This is a genomic window from Borreliella kurtenbachii (genome assembly GCF_030437945.2).
GTDB classification, from domain to species: Bacteria; Spirochaetota; Spirochaetia; order Borreliales; family Borreliaceae; genus Borreliella; species Borreliella carolinensis.
Genome location: NZ_CP124058.1, coordinates 676,565 through 693,238 on the forward strand (window position 1 = coordinate 676,565; position 16,674 = coordinate 693,238).

16 protein-coding genes are annotated in these 16,674 nt (G+C 29.2%); 8 read left to right on the plus strand and 8 right to left on the minus strand.

Annotation, left to right across the window (positions count from 1 at the left end; translation table 11 throughout):
• Positions 1 to 13: 13 nt before the first annotated feature.
• From QIA22_RS03790 to ylqF, 4 genes are all read right to left on the minus strand, one after another.
• The gene (locus QIA22_RS03790) at positions 14 to 805 is read right to left on the minus strand and encodes an ABC transporter permease (protein WP_301611874.1); all 792 of its coding nucleotides are present in this window, start codon (positions 803 to 805) and stop codon (positions 14 to 16) included.
• Between the two features lie 3 nt (positions 806 to 808).
• On the minus strand, positions 809 to 1,612 hold the full coding sequence (locus tag QIA22_RS03795) for an ABC transporter permease (RefSeq protein ID WP_301611875.1): 804 nt from the start codon (positions 1,610 to 1,612) through the stop codon (positions 809 to 811).
• A gap of 5 nt (positions 1,613 to 1,617) precedes the next feature.
• The gene (locus tag QIA22_RS03800) at positions 1,618 to 2,661 is read right to left on the minus strand and encodes an ABC transporter ATP-binding protein (protein WP_301611876.1); all 1,044 of its coding nucleotides are present in this window, start codon (positions 2,659 to 2,661) and stop codon (positions 1,618 to 1,620) included.
• Between the two features lie 77 nt (positions 2,662 to 2,738).
• Positions 2,739 to 3,578, minus strand: coding sequence for a ribosome biogenesis GTPase YlqF (ylqF, locus tag QIA22_RS03805; RefSeq protein ID WP_301611878.1), 840 nt, complete (start codon positions 3,576 to 3,578; stop codon positions 2,739 to 2,741).
• A 162-nt stretch (positions 3,579 to 3,740) separates the two neighbouring features.
• Here ylqF and QIA22_RS03810 point away from each other — a divergent pair, with 162 nt between their 5' ends.
• Both QIA22_RS03810 and QIA22_RS03815 read left to right on the plus strand, forming a co-directional pair.
• Positions 3,741 to 4,439, plus strand: coding sequence for an N-acetylmannosamine-6-phosphate 2-epimerase (locus QIA22_RS03810; protein WP_301611880.1), 699 nt, complete (start codon positions 3,741 to 3,743; stop codon positions 4,437 to 4,439).
• A gap of 51 nt (positions 4,440 to 4,490) precedes the next feature.
• Complete coding sequence (locus QIA22_RS03815; RefSeq protein WP_301611882.1) at positions 4,491 to 6,035, plus strand: maltose/glucose-specific PTS transporter subunit IIC; 1,545 nt, start codon at positions 4,491 to 4,493, stop codon at positions 6,033 to 6,035.
• Positions 6,036 to 6,064: 29 nt separating this feature from the next.
• On the opposite strand, the gene QIA22_RS03820 is transcribed toward QIA22_RS03815, so the two are convergent.
• The 3 genes from QIA22_RS03820 to QIA22_RS03830 all read right to left on the minus strand — a co-directional run bounded on the left by QIA22_RS03820 (position 6,065) and on the right by QIA22_RS03830 (position 9,363).
• Positions 6,065 to 7,048 carry a lipase gene (locus QIA22_RS03820; protein ID WP_301611883.1) on the minus strand — a complete coding sequence of 328 codons (984 nt, stop codon included), beginning with the start codon at positions 7,046 to 7,048 and terminating at the stop codon, positions 6,065 to 6,067.
• Complete coding sequence (gene bosR / locus QIA22_RS03825) at positions 7,045 to 7,575, minus strand: oxidative stress transcriptional regulator BosR (RefSeq protein ID WP_014023862.1); 531 nt, start codon at positions 7,573 to 7,575, stop codon at positions 7,045 to 7,047. Before bosR ends, QIA22_RS03820 begins: the two co-directional genes overlap by 4 nt.
• A 99-nt stretch (positions 7,576 to 7,674) precedes the next feature.
• Positions 7,675 to 9,363, minus strand: a complete 1,689-nt coding sequence (locus QIA22_RS03830) for a histidine kinase (protein ID WP_301611885.1) — start codon at positions 9,361 to 9,363, stop codon at positions 7,675 to 7,677.
• A gap of 190 nt (positions 9,364 to 9,553) precedes the next feature.
• On the opposite strand from QIA22_RS03830, the gene groL reads away from it, so the two are divergent.
• The 6 genes from groL to QIA22_RS03860 all read left to right on the plus strand — a co-directional run bounded on the left by groL (position 9,554) and on the right by QIA22_RS03860 (position 15,756).
• Positions 9,554 to 11,191, plus strand: a complete 1,638-nt coding sequence (gene groL, locus QIA22_RS03835; protein WP_301611887.1) for a chaperonin GroEL — start codon at positions 9,554 to 9,556, stop codon at positions 11,189 to 11,191.
• A 63-nt stretch (positions 11,192 to 11,254) separates the two neighbouring features.
• Positions 11,255 to 11,551 (plus strand): hypothetical protein, encoded by a 297-nt coding sequence (locus tag QIA22_RS03840; RefSeq protein ID WP_301612206.1) that lies wholly within the window; start codon positions 11,255 to 11,257, stop codon positions 11,549 to 11,551.
• Entirely contained in the window at positions 11,544 to 11,861 is a 318-nt protein-coding gene (gene yajC / locus QIA22_RS03845) for a preprotein translocase subunit YajC (protein ID WP_301612207.1), read from the plus strand. Before QIA22_RS03840 ends, yajC begins: the two co-directional genes overlap by 8 nt.
• Before the next feature lie 83 nt (positions 11,862 to 11,944).
• Complete coding sequence (gene secD, locus QIA22_RS03850) at positions 11,945 to 13,705, plus strand: protein translocase subunit SecD (protein WP_301611889.1); 1,761 nt, start codon at positions 11,945 to 11,947, stop codon at positions 13,703 to 13,705.
• A complete protein-coding gene (gene secF / locus QIA22_RS03855) occupies positions 13,689 to 14,588 on the plus strand; it encodes a protein translocase subunit SecF (RefSeq protein ID WP_301611892.1) in 900 nt (299 codons plus the stop codon). The genes secD and secF overlap by 17 nt, the downstream gene beginning before the upstream one ends.
• Positions 14,589 to 14,613: 25 nt before the next feature.
• Positions 14,614 to 15,756 carry a hypothetical protein gene (locus QIA22_RS03860; protein ID WP_301611894.1) on the plus strand — a complete coding sequence of 381 codons (1,143 nt, stop codon included), beginning with the start codon at positions 14,614 to 14,616 and terminating at the stop codon, positions 15,754 to 15,756.
• Here QIA22_RS03860 and QIA22_RS03865 read toward each other — a convergent pair.
• Positions 15,753 to 16,583 carry a DnaJ domain-containing protein gene (locus tag QIA22_RS03865; protein ID WP_301611895.1) on the minus strand — a complete coding sequence of 277 codons (831 nt, stop codon included), beginning with the start codon at positions 16,581 to 16,583 and terminating at the stop codon, positions 15,753 to 15,755. The genes QIA22_RS03860 and QIA22_RS03865 overlap by 4 nt on opposite strands.
• Between the last annotated feature and the right edge of the window lie 91 nt (positions 16,584 to 16,674).

Below are 16,674 nucleotides of genomic sequence, written 5' to 3' on the forward strand. Positions count from 1 at the left end.
CTCCTTTTTCATTTTAAAGCTCAGCATCTGTTGTTAATTTTTTAATTCCTATAAATTTATTAATAATAAACAAAAGGCTCAATATTGTAAAAAACAATATTGCAGAAATAGCATTTATTACGGGTTTAATGCCTCTTTTTGTTAGCGAGTTTATTAGGATAGATAAATTGTTAAATCCTTGCCCAGTAGTGAAAAATGATATCAAAAAATCATCTATTGATAATGTGAAGGCAATAAGAGCTCCAGTTGCTATGCTTCCGACGATTTCTGGATAAATGATATTGAAGAATATCTGAATTTCTGAGGCTCCAAGATCTTTGGCAGCATCAATAATATTGTCGGGGAGAGAATATAATTTGGGCAAAATTATTATTACTACGTATGGTGTTGAAAAAATTATATGTGATATTAGCATTGTGGAAAATCCTAATTGCATTTTTATTGCAGAATAAAATGTCATTAAGCTTATTCCTGTTACGATGTCGGGATTAATTATTGTTATTTTATTTGCCGATAATAATATTGTTTTCAATTTTTTGTTTTCTGATTTATAAATTGCATAAGCGCCAATAATTCCAATAACAACAGAGGTCAAAGATGAGATTGTAGCTATTAAAATGGTATTAAATATTGCGGATTTGATTTGACTTGAGGCAAAAATTTCTTTATACCATTTTAGACTAAATCCTTGCCATATAAATCCACTCTCACCAGAGTTAAAAGAATAAATTATTAAGATTATTATTGGAAGGTAAATAAAGCTGAGTATTAGAAATAAGAAGATGTTTTTAAAGGCTCTAAACATATTTTACTCTCCATTATTTTTTCGCATTAATTTTATTATTATTAAATTAAAAATTAATATTACTAGCATTAAAATAAATGAAATTGCAGATCCAGTATTCCAGTCTTCTATAAAGAGAAACTGTTTGCTTATTAGATTTCCTATTAAAATTTGTTTAGAGCCTCCTAGCAAATCTGAAATGATAAATACTGTAATTGAAGGAATAAATACCATAATTATTCCTGTTGCCAGGTAAGAGAGCGTTAGAGGTATTTTTATGTAAAGTAATATTTGCCACATTCTTGCTCCAAGATCTTGAGCCGCTTCAATGCATTCTGGTTTAATTTTTAAAAGTCCTGTGTATATTGGCAAAATCATGAAAGGCAAAAAATTGTATACCATTCCTATTGTAACAGCTTGTTCATTATAAAGAAGATCTAAAGTTCCAAATCCGATCTTTTCGAATAAGTTGTTGATGAATCCATTTTTTCCAAGGATTCTCATCCAGGCATAAGTTCTAAGCAATGTATTTATCCACATGGGAAGTATTATCATGATTATTAATTTGTTTTGAGCACTTTTTTTTGATAATGAAATTAGCCAGGCGGCAGGATAGCCTATTAAAATGCAAAAAATTGTTGCTATTGTTGCGAGTTTTAGACTTCTTGAAAAGATACTAAGATAACTTGGGTTTAAAAGCCCAATAAAGTTATAGATTGTAAATTCGTGTTTTTCATTTAAAAATCCAAGCAATATTATTATTAGTAAGGGAAAAATACTAAATGTTAATAGGAATATAGAATATATGATTAATATCAATTTTTTCACAATCATTATTCCTTGTGCATGACATGAATGTCATCAGGTTCTAAGAATATGTCAACCTCTTCTCCAACTTTTGTAAGTCTTGTGCTTTGAACTATCCAATTTGTTTTTTGAATTTCTAGAGTCATTTCGTAATGAACCCCTTGAAAAATTGCTGATGTTATAGTTCCACTTAAATGTCCTTTTCCTTTTGGAAGCAGTTTTACATCTTCTGGGCGTATTACAAGATCAACTGCTTCTTCAGCTTCAAACCCTTTGTCAAGGCATTCAAATTCATGGCCTAGCAAACTTACAACCAGTTCTTTTTTGTATGTTCCATCAAAAATGTTGCTTTCTCCAATAAAATCGGCTACAAATTTTGTTTTAGGCTCATTGTAAATTTCCTCAGGCGTTCCTACTTGTAAAATTATTCCCTCATTCATTACAACAATTCTATCGCTCATTGTTAATGCTTCTTCTTGATCATGAGTAACGTATATGAATGTGATTCCAAGTTGGCGCTGTATTTTTTTTAATTCTTTTTGCATTTCTTGCCGCATTTTTAAATCAAGCGCAGAAAGTGGTTCATCTAGCAATAAAAGCTTAGGTTCCATTACTATTGCTCTTGCTATTGCAACTCTTTGCTTTTGCCCTCCTGATAGTTCGTTAATATTTCTGTATGCATATTTTGGCATTCCTATCAATGAAAGAGATGTTTTTACTTTTTCTTTGATTATATCTTTTGGCGTTTTTTTCATTCTAAGTCCAAATGAAATATTGTCAAAAACATTCATATGGGGGAAAAGCGCATAATTTTGAAATACAGTATTAATTTCTCTTTTGTTTGGATTGGTTTTAGATATTTCTTTAGAAAAGAAATAAATCTCTCCATTTTTTTGGTTTAAAAAACCACCCAATATTTTTATTAATGTTGTTTTTCCACATCCGGATGGGCCCAGTAATGTGATAAATTCATTTTTTTTAATTTTTAAATTTATGTTATCTAAAGTTTTGTTTCCATTGTTATCATAATAATGACTTAGATTTTCAATCTCTAGGATATAATTATCCAACTAATTTCAACCTCCTTATGGCGGTATTAATACAAATCAAGATTATACTTAATATTATTATTTATGTAAATGCTTTTTTAAAAGGCATTATAATTCTTGTCAAGAATTATTTTGCCAAATTTACCTTCTCTGAATTCTTTGATTAATATTTTTGATGCTTTCTCAAGGTTAAGCTCATTTTTTTTACCGATTAATTTTCTTGCTTTTGCAAAATTTTGTAGAATATCAAGTGAATTTTTATGATATATTTCGTATTTTTTTAGTAAAATATTTTTATTATTTTGATCCATTATTTCAAGTAAATACAATGCAAGATCTATATTATCTACTATTTCATTTTTGATCATATCCAATATTGCAAGTTTTTTTGCAATCGATTGGTCTACTAGATTATGCCATAAAACTCCTGGCATATCAAAAAGATTGATTTCTTCATTTATTTTTACTATTTGTATATTTTTAGTATATCCAGGTTTATTGGCAACTTTTGCACTCTTTTTGCCGGATAATAGATTTATTATTGAAGATTTTCCAACATTTGGGACTCCAATAATCAAAACCTTTATTTTTTCTTTATAATTTTTTATCTTTTTAACAACGGCCAATTTTTTAATAATATCTATTATTTGCTTGCGCATTCCTTTTTTGTAAATATTGCTTATTATTACAGTATTGCCAAGATTTTCAAAATATTTTTTCCATTTTATAATTTCTGATATTTGAGCAATATCAGATTTGTGTAAAAGAATTATTTTAGCTTGATTTTTAATAATTTTTTCAGTTAATGGATTTTTACTGCTAAATGGGGCTCTAGCATCAAGTATTTCTAGCACAATATTAGCTTTTTGCAAATTATTTTTTATTAGATCTAAGGCCCTTTTCATGTGTCCAGGAAACCAGTTGATTTTATTTGCCATGCCTAAATTATAGCCTAATGTTTATTGGATAATAAATTATTTTTGTTTTTATGTTGCGAATTTATGTTAATTTCCTTTAAAAGAATTGTTTTTTTTAAAGAAAAAATATAATCTGTATTTGAGTTTTTATATTTTTTTAAAAAAATAAATTTTATAGGAGGTATGATTATTATTGCAAAAATCAAAAGAGGGTTAATAGTATCTTGCCAAGCTCTTGAGAATGAGCCTTTACACAGTAGTTTTATTATGTCTAAGATGGCTTTAGCCGCCAAAATAGGTGGAGCTATTGGAATAAGAGCCAACGGAGTTAATGATATTAGCCAGATTAAGTTGGAAGTTGATTTGCCAATCATAGGCATTATTAAAAAAAAATATAATAATTGCGATGTATTTATTACTCCTACCATGAAAGAGATTGATGAGCTTTGTAATGAAGGGGTAGATATAATTGCCCTTGATGCCACTTTTAGGAATAGGCCTGATGGCGTACTACTTGATGATTTTTTTGAAAATATTAAAAAAAAATATCCAAAGCAGCTTTTGATGGCAGATATTTCTTCTTTAGATGAAGCTATTAATGCCGATAAATTGGGATTTGATTTTATTGGAACAACTTTGTATGGCTATACAAAAAGTACTAATGGTTTGAATATTGCAGACAATAATTTTAATTTTTTAAAAACTTTACTTAATTCTAATTTAAAAGCTACTTTAATAGTGGAGGGGAAAATAGACACCCCCTTAAAAGCTCAAAAATGCTTTGAAATGGGGGTTGATTTAGTAGTTGTAGGGGGCGCTATTACAAGGCCCGCTGAGATTACTAAAAAATTTGTAGAAAAAATAAATCAGATTAAAAAATAATTTTAAACTTAGGGTTAGGGGTTAATTTATTTTTTATTTTAGGAGGGTTTTATGTTAAAGGGCTTTGAACAAGCTCAAAAATTTGGGCGTTCTTTTATGCTTCCTATTGCTATTTTGCCAGCAGCAGGGCTGCTTTTAGGAATTGGAGGCTCTCTTTCTAATCCAGAAACTGTTAGGACTTATTCTTTTTTGAATATATTTTTCTTACAATCAATTTTCAAAGTAATGAGCGCCTCAGGTTCTATTATTTTTTCAAATTTAGCACCAATATTTTCTATTGGAATTGCTATTGGACTTGCCAAATCAGATAAAGGTACATCTGGAATTGCAGCATTTATTGGCTATCTTGTAATGAATGCTACTATTGGAGTTTTAATTGATGTGTCAGGCAAAGCGGAGTCTTTCTCTAGTGGTGCTGTGGGCTTTGTTCTTGGGATTAAGACTTTAGAAACAGGGGTTTTTGGAGGGATTGTAGTTGGTATTTTGACTTATTATCTTCATTCTAGGTTTAACAAGGTTGATTTGCCTAAGGTTCTTGGATTTTTTTCCGGATCTAGATTTGTGCCGATTGTTGTTTCTTTTTCTAGTATTTTTCTTGCTGTTATTATGTTTCTTTTTTGGCCATTTGTACAAAGTGGAATTAATAAAGTAGGAGGCTTGGTAGATTCAACCGGTTATATTGGAACACTTATTTATGGAATTTTTTTAAGAATGCTTGGACCTTTTGGTCTTCATCATATATTTTATTTGCCATTTTGGACAACAGGCCTTGGGGGATCTGTTATTATTGATGGAAAATTGATCGAAGGGACTCAGAATATCTTTTTTGCAGAACTTGCTGCTCAAGGTACAAATAGATTTTTTATTGGAACTAGTCGTTTTATGAGTGGACGACATATTACCATGATGTTTGGTTTGCCTGGAGCTGCACTTGCTCTATATCACACCGCAAAGCGCGGGGAGAGAACAAAAGTTTTTGGTCTTTTGATGTCTTCAGCTTTAACGTCATTTTTAACAGGCATAACAGAACCGCTTGAATTTTCTTTTCTTTTTGTAGCCCCTATTCTTTATGTTATTCATGCTACATTTGATGGATTTGCTTTCATGTTGGCGCATATTCTTCAAATTACAATAGGTCAGACGTTTTCTGGAGGGTTTATTGATTTTATTCTTTTTGGTGTTTTGCAGGGAAATTCAAGAACTAATTGGCTTTTGGTGCCGGTTGTAGGCATTGTTTGGTTTTTCCTTTACTACTTTACTTTTTTATTTTTAATAAAAAAATTTGATTTTAAAACTCCCGGTAGAACGCAAGATGTAAGCTCTGAAGATTCTTCAAGTACTAAGAGTGGTGAATTTGAAGAAAATTATGCTGCTAAGGTTATTATCGGGCTTGGTGGCGCTTCAAATATTGTTGAGCTTGATTGTTGTGCAACTAGGCTAAGAATTACAGTAAGAGATGTTCTTAAAGTTTCTGAAAAAATTTTAAAAAAAACGGGTTCTAAGGGGGTAATTATTAAAGGCAATGGGGTTCAGGTAGTTTACGGACCAGGCGTTAGTGTTCTTAAGAATGAAATAGAAGAATTACTAGAGGATTGATTTTTTAATAAGTAATAGCCTTAAGGCTATTACTTATTAATCTTGTTTATGAAATCAACTACATACTTTGTGAAGTATGATGTGTTTTGGGCGCTTTTGTAGCTTTGGTTTCCAATAGGCAAGTGTGCATGCGAATTTTCAAGAAGTATAATGGGAATATCCTTTTTTTCACCTCCATAATTTTTTATAAATTCGTTTATTTTTATTGGGTCTACTGTATGATCATTGGGTGTGTGGGCTATTATTAAAGGTATTTTGATTTCATCAAAATTATATGAATTTAATAATGTGACAAGGCCCATCATTGCAATAACTGCGTCTACATGCTGTAATTTTGAAGAGTGGCTTTTTATAGTCATATGTTCTTTTCTTTTATACTCTTTTGTTTCAAATTTATTGTAACCACCTGTTATAAGATATGCAATTTGTCGTCCCCAGGGATAGTAAACAATATTTGTTCTCTTGTCATAAGGGAATATGTTAGGAGAAATTAATACCACCGAGTTTATTTCATTTGGATAGTTTGCTAAGGCCCAGATGCTGGCAGCACCCCCATTAGAGGTCCCAATTAATATTAATTTATCACCTATTAATTTGCCAATGTTAATAGCCTCATCAATGTCTTTCAGCCAATCTTGGGTAGTTATTCCCCGAAATGCATTTTTATTATTAATTCCGTGTCCTTTAAGTCTTGTAAAAAAAATATTTGCATTAAGAGCTTTTGCAATATTATTTGGAACCGGATAAATTTCATTTTTCGATGCTCCAAATCCATGAATATAGACCACAGAATATGAAGTTTTTTGTGCTTTTTCTTTATGCCATATAATTTCTTTTTTTGTATTGTTTTCTAAATTAAATTGTAATTCTTCTTTTAATAAGTAACTGTCAATTTCTTCTATGTTTTTAGGAATTGTTTTTTTTAAAAATTCATTTTTAAATTTTATTCTAGGACTAACTAGTATTAAGAGCAATAAGAATATAAGTATAAAAATGATATTTTTTATATTCATAAAGTGATTCCCTTGTTCTCTGGTGGGATATTGTTGTTGTTATGGATATCTTTTTTGTAGCAATTATTGCAATGCCCTGAGTAAATTATTTCAATAGATTTTGTTTCCCAGTTTTCTCCAAGCTTGTCTTTCAAAATATCTTTAATATCGTCAAGTTGAATAGGGTGGACTTGATTGCATTTGTTGCATTTAAAGTGTGCTATTGTGGAAGCCAAGCTTAGATAAAATTTTGTTTCTTTTTGATCAGTAGTTTTTATGTCTTTTAGTATATTTCTTTCTTTTAGAATATTTAATGTATTATATACCGTTGCTTTTGATAGGCTTGGAATTTCTTTTATAAGTTTGTTATAAACTTCTTTTGCTGTAAAGTATTCTTTTGGGTTTGATGCTATGTAGAGAATGATTCTGTTTCTCGAATGAGATGCTTTCATTCCTAATTCTGATGTTAAATTTTTCAATAATACAGGATCGTTTGTAATACCGACTTTTTCCAATGCGGAATGGACGTCTATTATGTTATCATTCATAATTATTATACCTTTTTGTTTAAATTAAAGATTAAATACTTTTTATGTTCTTCTTAAGATAATTTTATACCCAGTTATTAATATTTTACTACTTATTATTTATTTATTTTCATATTTTTTTATATTAGTATAAAAAATTAAATTTTTTATTTTTGAATTCAGTTTTATTTTGTTATCAAAATTATTATTTAATGGTAGTATCATTAAATTTAGTGTTTGAGAGTAATTTATTACATCTTGGATCTTGACTGTGTTGTAAGAACCTCCTATATTTAAAACTAACCATTTTTTAGAATTTATTTTTTCAATTTTATAATTAATTGTATGAATAATATGTTTTTCAACATTTAAAAAGCTTATAAAAAAATTACTGTTTTTATCATTTCCTTTAGATATCAAAAATTCTGTGCCATTAATGTAGCCTTTAGGATTGTTTTTAGTTATTATTATTTTTTCATAAGTATCAAGATCGCTGTATTTTGCCGTTATTTTTAAATTAGTGCCTTTTGCAATTTCAAATACAGGGATTTCAAGAGCCGAATATTCAAGAAGATAATCAGGATTGCATTTTTTTAATGTTTTTTTGTCTAGATCTATTTTAGAGGGCCATTTTATTTTGATCGATATAAAGAAGCTAGAGATAGTCTCATCTATAAAAAAATCAATTGTTGATTTTTTGGCAGAGTTAAAAGCCAAATATTGTTTTATTCCCAAAATTTTTTCATTTGAGAAGGAAAATGAGTTTTCAATAGATGCTTCTTTTATTAATTCTTTTTTTGATGAAACCTTAAAATAAGTTCTAGATGTATTTAGAAATTCAACTTTTTTATCTTTAAATTTTATTTTATTTAACTTTCCATTTTCGAATTTGATATTGTATTGATCGTGAGATAGTGTGAAATTTCCTTCCATATTGTATTCCAAATTCTTATGCACAATTGATTCTGAATTTTTTACAATTTCATCTTGGTGCTTATTTATTAAAAATTCTCTTAAGCTTTTTTCGTTAATTTGATAATCTTTAAGTCTTTTGTTTTGAAAATTTATTATTGGTTCTTGCTCTTTAAGAGAGTTAAATTTTGGAATCTCTAGTAGTTCAGTAGTAAGCTTGGATCCTTCTAGATTTTGTATCTTAATGCTGTGTAAGCTGTTTTCTAAGGCTTTTAAATAAAGTAAAAAATTTTTTAATTCTTGATTATCATAAGTTTCTTTGATTTCATAAAAATAAATAAGAGTTTCTACGTTGCTTTTTGGAGAATCTATTTTTTGTACCTCATATAAATATTGGCAGTTATTTTTATAAAAAATTAAGTAGTTTTTATTATTTTTACTCTTTCTTATTCCTTCTGTATAATTGAAATTAAGCTTTCTGTAAAGTTCAGTTACCTTTTTCCTAAACTTTTCTATGTTGTATATATAAAACATAATAGGCTTATTTTGAAATATGTCTTTGTATCCACTTTTGAATGGATTTTTTAGTGCCCAATACAAGTCTAAATGTATCTCATCGTGCAGCATGTATTCATGAGGGCTTCCACTGTAAGTTCCAGGCATATATATATCTGTATTGGTTTTGAATCTTTCAAAAAGCCATTTGTTTAACTCCTCATGTTCTCTTAAAATTTCAAAAAAGTATGTTGGGAATGTCCAATGTATTTTGTAGGCTAACTTTTTGTGTTCAATCAAATATTTTATATTTGATATTATTGATAACAGGTTATCTTCTGAAAATTTAGTTATTGAAATAATAATAATATAGGTTTTCAATTTTTTTAGTTTTCTAAACATAAATTCTTTGTCTTTATAATATAAAGATTAGTTAATATTTACATTATATAATAAAAATTTGTGCTGGTTTTGTATATTTTGTATTTTTTAATTGTATAGAAGTAATACGCTATAGCGAATGTATTAAGTTTATGTTAATCTTATATTGTTATATAAATTATTTTTATTTATAGAAAGGGGTAAAATTTTTATGGCTAAAGACATATATTTTAATGAGGATGCTAGAAAAAGCTTACTTAGTGGCGTTGAAAAATTATCCAATGCTGTAAAAGTAACTCTTGGGCCAAAAGGGAGAAATGTTCTTATTGATAAAAAGTTCGGTTCTCCAACGGTTACAAAGGATGGGGTTAGCGTTGCTCGTGAGATTGAGCTTGAAAATCCGTTTGAAAACATGGGAGCACAGCTTTTAAAAGAAGTTGCTATTAAAACAAATGATGTTGCTGGTGATGGAACAACAACAGCTACTGTTCTTGCTTATGCTATTGCAAGAGAAGGCCTTAAAAATGTGTCTTCAGGAATTAATCCTATTGGAATAAAAAAAGGAATAGATCACGCTGTAAATTTGGCTGCTGAGAAAATTCGTCAATCTGCAAAAAAGATTACAACAAAAGAAGAAATAGCACAAGTAGCTTCAATTTCTGCTAATAATGACAGTTATATAGGCGAAAAAATTGCTGAGGCAATGGATAAAGTTGGAAAAGATGGGGTTATAACAGTTGAGGAGTCAAAAACTTTTGATACTACGATTTCTTATGTTGAGGGCATGCAATTTGATAGAGGATATCTTTCTCCTTATTTTTCTACCAATAAAGAGAATATGAGTGTTAATTTTGATGATGCTTTCATATTGATATATGAGAAAAAGATTAGTTCTATTAAAGAGCTTTTACCAGTTCTTGAGAAAGTTTTAGGAACAAATAAACCTTTATTAATTATTGCTGAGGATATTGAAGGGGATGCTCTTGCTGCTCTTGTTTTAAACAGCGTTAGAGGAGCTTTAAAGGTATGTGCAATTAAATCTCCTGGTTTTGGTGATAGACGAAAAGCAATGCTTGAGGATATTGCAGTGCTTACCGGCGGTGTTTTAATCAGCGAGGAGCTAGGTCTTACTCTTGAGACAGTTGAGATTGAGCAACTTGGACAGGCTAAAACTATTAAGGTTGATAAAGACAATACTACTATTATTAATACCGGTAATAAAGAACAAATAAAGGAGCGTTCAGAGCTTATTAAAAAGCAAATTGAAGATTCAACATCTGAATATGATAAAGAAAAACTTCAAGAGCGTCTTGCAAAGCTTGTTGGTGGAGTTGCTGTTATTAATGTTGGAGCTGTTACTGAAGTAGAGCTTAAGGAGAAAAAGCATAGAGTTGAAGATGCTCTTTCTGCAACTCGTGCTGCTGTTGAAGAGGGTGTTGTGCCTGGTGGTGGATCAACTCTTATTGAAGTTGCTATGTATTTAGATACAATAGATACAAGCAAATTAAGCTATGAGGAAAAGCAAGGTTTTGAAATTGTAAAAAGAAGTCTTGAAGAGCCAATGAGGCAGATTATTTCAAATGCTGGTTTTGAGGGATCTATTTATATTCATCAAATTAAAACCGAGAAAAAAGGGCTTGGGTTTGATGCTGCTAGCTTTAAGTGGGTAAATATGATTGAGAGTGGAATAATTGATCCTGCTAAGGTTACAAGAAGTGCGCTTCAAAATGCTGCTTCGATTGCGGGGCTTTTATTAACAACAGAATGTGCAATCACCGATATTAAAGAAGATAAAAATACTTCTGGTGGTGGTGGTTATCCTATGGACCCAGGAATGGGAATGATGTAAAAAGGCTTCACCGGCAAACTTGTGTTTTTGCCGGTGAATATTTTATTATTCAAAGGAATTATTTTGAGTGAGGATGAATTTGTTTTTTGTATAGGCTTTGATGGTTTAAAAGCAATAGTAGATAGGCAACTTTTAAGAGAAAATAAAGGTAAAAGCGTTAAAGAACTTTTTGAACTTGGTCTTTACAGAAGCGCCTTTAGCAAGGCTCTTTATAGAAACGATGACGGTCTTATTAATTATTTAATTGAAGAGTATAATAAAATAAGTAACTCTAATTATACCAAAAAAGACGATTTTAAGCTTTTATTTGGAGTAGTTTATCCTGATGATATTAATAAGATAAAAGTGACATATATATAGTATAGGAGGTTTTGTGTTTTTATTGCAAGAATTTAGCGGCAATAGTAGCTTTTTGCGAAGTTTGTTAGTTTTTGTGCCTGTTATTGCTATATTTTGGTTTTTAGTGATATCTCCTCAGCGTAAGGAGGAGAAGAATAAGAAAGAAATGATAAAAAATCTGAAAAAAGGCGATAAGGTATTAACAGTAGGTGGAATTTTTGGGGTTGTGAAAAAATTAGGCGATACGGATGTTATTTTAGAGTTAAGTCCAAATAACGAAGCAGTATTTATAAAAAACTCTATTGAGAAAGTTTTGTCTGAAAAAAAATGAAGTTAAAAAAAGTGTTGTTTAAAGGTAAAATTAGAACTGTTAGCTAATAATGGTATTTTTTAAAAATTTTAAGGATTTGTATAATGAAAAAAGGATCTAAGCTTATATTGATATTGTTGGTGACGTTTTTTGCATGTCTTTTAATATTTCCGACTTTAAAGTGGTATTTTTTAATGAGCATTGAGGATAAAAAAATAAGCTCATATTCGCAAGAGGCTTTAAGGGATTATTCTAAAAAAAAAGCTTTGGATGATCTTGCTAAGCTTAAAGAGCTGTATCACAAAGATCCCAACAGCAGCATTCCAGCTAGTCTGTCTTATTTAATTCCAATAGCAAAAAATAATTATAAGTCTTCAATGAAAATTCCGCCTAATATTTTTACTGCTAAAACCTTGCGAGAAGGATTTTTGACCGATTCTGATATGGGAGAAGTAAGCTTAGAGATTTATAGATATTATGAGAACATAAAGAAGAGCAAAAGTAGAATAATACATCTTGGACTTGATTTGTCTGGGGGGATGAGTGTTACTATTTCTCTTGATTATTCAAGTGTTGAGAAAAAATTAGGCCGTTCTTTGACTTTTGCTGAGCGAGAGGATGCTATTTATCGAATAATGCAAATTCTTAAGGATAGGGTAGATAGGTTCGGGCTTACAGAGCCTAAAATTGTAAGAGAGGCTGGGGGAAATAAAATTTTCTTAGATATTCCTGGAGAAAAAGATGAGAGTAGAGTAGGGACTCTTTTAAGCGGAAAAGGCAATTTGACTTTTTATGTGGTTGATGACGAGTTTACATCTCTTTTGCATAGAAAAATATTAGAAGCGGGATCTCTTTTTTCTATTCCCGAAATTCAGGCAAATATGAACCTTCCAGATAGTAAACAAATTTTTCCTTGGTACGTTAAAGATTCTTACGGTGTGGATGATGAGGCATCAGTTCGTTATTATGTAGTTGATATGAGTCCTGAAAATTCATTTGATGGTGCTCACATTAAAGATGCTGGGGTTTCTAATGATCCCAGAACAGGTCGAGATACTGTTGCTTTTAGTCTTGATGTTGATGGAAGTGAAAAATTTTTTAAATTTACTCAAAAAAATGTTGGAAAGTCTTTGGCTGTTGTTATGGAAGGTAAAATCAAGTCTGTGGCAGGAATTGGCTATGCTATTACTGGGGGCAATGTTTCAATTCAAGGTGATTCTTTTGATAAAAAAGAGGCTCTAGATCTTGCTTTAGTCTTTAAAACTGCAGCCTTTCCTGTTGATATTAAAATAGATGATTTGAGAATAATAGGGCCTACTCTTGGTGCTAGGACTATTGATCTTGGTATTAAAGCTTCTGCGCTTGCTCTTTGTTTAGTTTTTTTGTTTATGTGTGTTTATTATGGTTTGAGTGGCGTTGTAGCTGGATTTTCACTTGTTATTTATAATGTATTTTTAATTTTGGCAATATTGTCGGCCTTTAATTTTACTTTAACTTTAACAAGTATTGCGGGCCTTATTTTGACAATGGGTATGGCCGTTGATATAAATATAGTTATTTATGAGAGAATTAAAGAAGAAATTAGAGAAGGCAGAAAATTTGAAAATGCTTTTGAAGATGGTTTTAAAAAAGCATTTTTATCAATTATGGACGCAAATATAACGACATTTATTGCGGTGCTTTTTTTAACTCTTCTTGGAACAGGGGTTATTCAAGGTTTTGCGTGGTCTCTTTCTGTTGGAATTGTGGCATCCCTTTTTAGTAGTTTGATTTTTTCAAGATTTATTTTGGAATTTATCATATCTGTTAGAAAAAGCAAATTTATAAGTATGTCTTGGAGTTCAAAATATGCAAAGAGTAATTAATTTTTCAAAATATGGGAGTAATGTTTTAATTGTCAGTGTTGTTTTGATTTTGGTTGGGCTTATTTATACTTTTTTTTATCATGGTGGATACAATTGGGGAATAGATTTTTCTTCTAGAGTTAATATTAATCTTTCAATAGAAAAATCAAATATTAAAGAAAATGAAATTAAAGAAATATTCTCTCCGATTTATAAGGCTTTAGATGTCAATAGCATTTTTTCACCAAATGAGAATAAAAGCGAATTCTCTATTATGGTAAAGTCAGATATTATTGATTATGCTTTTAAAACAGAAGTTCAAAAAACAATACTAAATGAACTTAAAAAAAAATTTGATGCTAATGTTGAAGTTTTGGATTCTTATTTTATTGATTCAAGTTTTTCTTCTACTTTGAGAATTAGGTCAATATTTTTGGTATTAGGAACATTTATTCTGATTTTGATTTATATAACTTTAAGATTTAAACTAAGTTATGCTATTGCTTCCATACTTTCAATATTTCATGATATATTTTTTATAGTTGCTTTTTTAGGGGTATTTAGAATAGAGATTAATAGCTATATTATTGTGGCAATACTAACTATTATTGGATATTCTTTAAACGACACAATAATTATTTTTGATAGAATTAGAGATAATGTTAAGCGATTAACCGACAACACATTTTTAAATGTATTAAATATAAGCATTAGTCAAACTTTGTCAAGAACTATTTTGACGTCAGTTACAACATTTGTTGCAGTATTTTCCATTTATGTGTTTACTGAAGGATCTATAAAAGATTTTTCTTTGGTATTTATGGTAGGGGTAATTGTTGGAACTTATTCTTCTGTATTCATAGCGTCTCCAATACTTTTAAATCTGTATAAAAAGATAAAGTAGATCTTAAATAAGATGATATTGCGGCATGAAATTTTTTGATTTTGGTTCATTAGGATTTTATAGATTTTTTGATTTTCAAAAATATCTTAATTTTAGTATTTTTAGGTATAGTTTAATAAATTATTATTCTTATCGAGAACAGTCAAGCCTTATTAACGATGCTAATTTGCTAAAAGATAAACTTGTATTTTTGGATAAGATTTATAAAGATTTTAATCCCAGTATCAATAAATCTTGGGATGCCAATAAAGCTATTTTTTTGGATACTTTGCTTATTATTAAAAATTTGATAAGAAAATATCATCCTAATTCCCAATTTTTAGAAATTCATGAAGATGAATTGTTAGAAGATGTTTCCTGTTTTAATAAATTTTTAGACAAACTTAAATATTTAAATTTTAGAGTAGATCTTAAACAAAAAATTGAAAATTTTGAAAAAAAGAGCAAAGCACCATTTTCTTGCATAAGAATTGCCACATTCTTTATTCAAGAAGAATTTTTAGATCGACTTAGTAATTCGTTGGATTTTTTCTCCAATGAGGCTAATAGCAATAATTTAGATGTAATTAATAAAGAAATTAATGATTACTATGAAAAAGTAGAGCAAATTAAAAAAAGTAGCAATATTAAAGAAACTCATAAAAAATTCATTATAGATCACACAAAAGAGAGAATTGATAAAATTATGAAAGATCATAGTCTTGACATTTCTAAGCTGCTTATAAAAATTGCTTTGCTTGAAATTACAATTCAATGTTTTGATAGCTATTATTTGAATTTAATAGAAATTTTACAAATTCTTTTGTCTATTAATAATATAATTGAGATTGGTTTAAATGAATTACCAGATGCTATTTTTAATGAGTGGAATGAGCTTATTTATTTACGAAGAAAAGAGTTTCAAAAATTTGTTTTAATCTCTGATTATGTTTTCCAAAAAAGGATTGTATCTACTATAAATTCTGGAAATTGGAAATTTGCCTTTTTTACTCTTGCTCCCAGACAAGGGGATGTTTTTCAGTTTTCAGTAGATATTGCTAAGAATTTTGATAATATTGAGGATGGAATCAAAGAATATGAATCTAAAATAAATAAATTTAATGAATATAGGTCGGGTTGGGAGGCAAATTTAAAAAATTTTGGTCATTTATTTTCAGAAACACTTTAGCTGTATATCTCTTTTAATCTTTCGTAAATAGTTTTTACTTCATTATTTATTATTTTTGGAATTTTTACTATCAAAGTTACTTTAAGATCCCTTTTTGAGCTGCTTCCAATTATGGGCATTCCCAATCCTTTTAAGTTCAGAATTTCTCCATTTTTTGCATCCGAAGGGATTTTAAGTTTTATTTTTTTGCCCTCAATTGTTTCAAATAGCTTTTCACAGCCCAAGGCTATTTCCCATGGGTAAACTTCTATTGCTGTTTCTAAAGTTTTTCCATTCAGTTTGAAATTTTTATAACTTGATATATTAAATTTGACTATTAAGCTTCCTTTTTCTCCAGAAATGGGATTAATAGGACCTTTATTATTTATTTTTATTTTAGTTGTTTCTAATGTCCCTTTTGGGATTATTATTTCAATTTTTTTGTTGTTTATAAGTATTATTTTTTTACTTCCCATATAAGCATCATAAAGTGAAATATTTACAGTTATTTCTCTATCTGCTGTTTTTCTTGAAGATCCTCCAAAGATTTTGGAAAAAAAATCTAAATCTTCAAAATTGCCAAATCTTGTGCTGCTAAATTCTCTTTCAAAATGGTCGTTATTGCCATTAAAATTAGTGTTACCCAAAGAGTCGTAATTTCTTTTTTTATCAGGAGAAGATAAAATTTCATAAGCCTCGTTTATTTCTTTAAACTTTTCTTCGGCTATTTTGTTTCCCTTGTTTTTGTCCGGGTGATATTTTATTGCTAATTTTTTGTAAGCCTTTTTGATTTCTTCATTACTAGCATTTTTTTGTATTCCAAGTATATTGTAGTAGTCTTTGGTCATTAAAAATCTCCTTCAGATCTCCCTTATTTATTATATTTTTAAAATATATTTTAATATTTGTACTTTATATATGTTATAATTAAACCTAAAT

Excerpts from the sequence above, each read along its gene's own strand:
- QIA22_RS03830 (WP_301611885.1), bottom strand. The coding sequence starts at position 9,363 with ATGTTTAGAAAACTAAAAAAATTGAAAACCTATATTATTATTATTTCA.
- QIA22_RS03815 (WP_301611882.1), top strand. The coding sequence starts at position 4,491 with ATGTTAAAGGGCTTTGAACAAGCTCAAAAATTTGGGCGTTCTTTTATG.
- QIA22_RS03860 (WP_301611894.1), top strand. The coding sequence starts at position 14,614 with ATGAAATTTTTTGATTTTGGTTCATTAGGATTTTATAGATTTTTTGAT.
- QIA22_RS03810 (WP_301611880.1), top strand. The coding sequence starts at position 3,741 with ATGATTATTATTGCAAAAATCAAAAGAGGGTTAATAGTATCTTGCCAA.
- QIA22_RS03865 (WP_301611895.1), bottom strand. The coding sequence starts at position 16,583 with ATGACCAAAGACTACTACAATATACTTGGAATACAAAAAAATGCTAGT.
- groL (WP_301611887.1), top strand. The coding sequence starts at position 9,554 with ATGGCTAAAGACATATATTTTAATGAGGATGCTAGAAAAAGCTTACTT.
- secD (WP_301611889.1), top strand. The coding sequence starts at position 11,945 with ATGAAAAAAGGATCTAAGCTTATATTGATATTGTTGGTGACGTTTTTT.
- QIA22_RS03820 (WP_301611883.1), bottom strand. The coding sequence starts at position 7,048 with ATGAATATAAAAAATATCATTTTTATACTTATATTCTTATTGCTCTTA.
- ylqF (WP_301611878.1), bottom strand. The coding sequence starts at position 3,578 with ATGGCAAATAAAATCAACTGGTTTCCTGGACACATGAAAAGGGCCTTA.
- bosR (WP_014023862.1), bottom strand. The coding sequence starts at position 7,575 with ATGAATGATAACATAATAGACGTCCATTCCGCATTGGAAAAAGTCGGT.
- secF (WP_301611892.1), top strand. The coding sequence starts at position 13,689 with ATGCAAAGAGTAATTAATTTTTCAAAATATGGGAGTAATGTTTTAATT.
- QIA22_RS03790 (WP_301611874.1), bottom strand. The coding sequence starts at position 805 with ATGTTTAGAGCCTTTAAAAACATCTTCTTATTTCTAATACTCAGCTTT.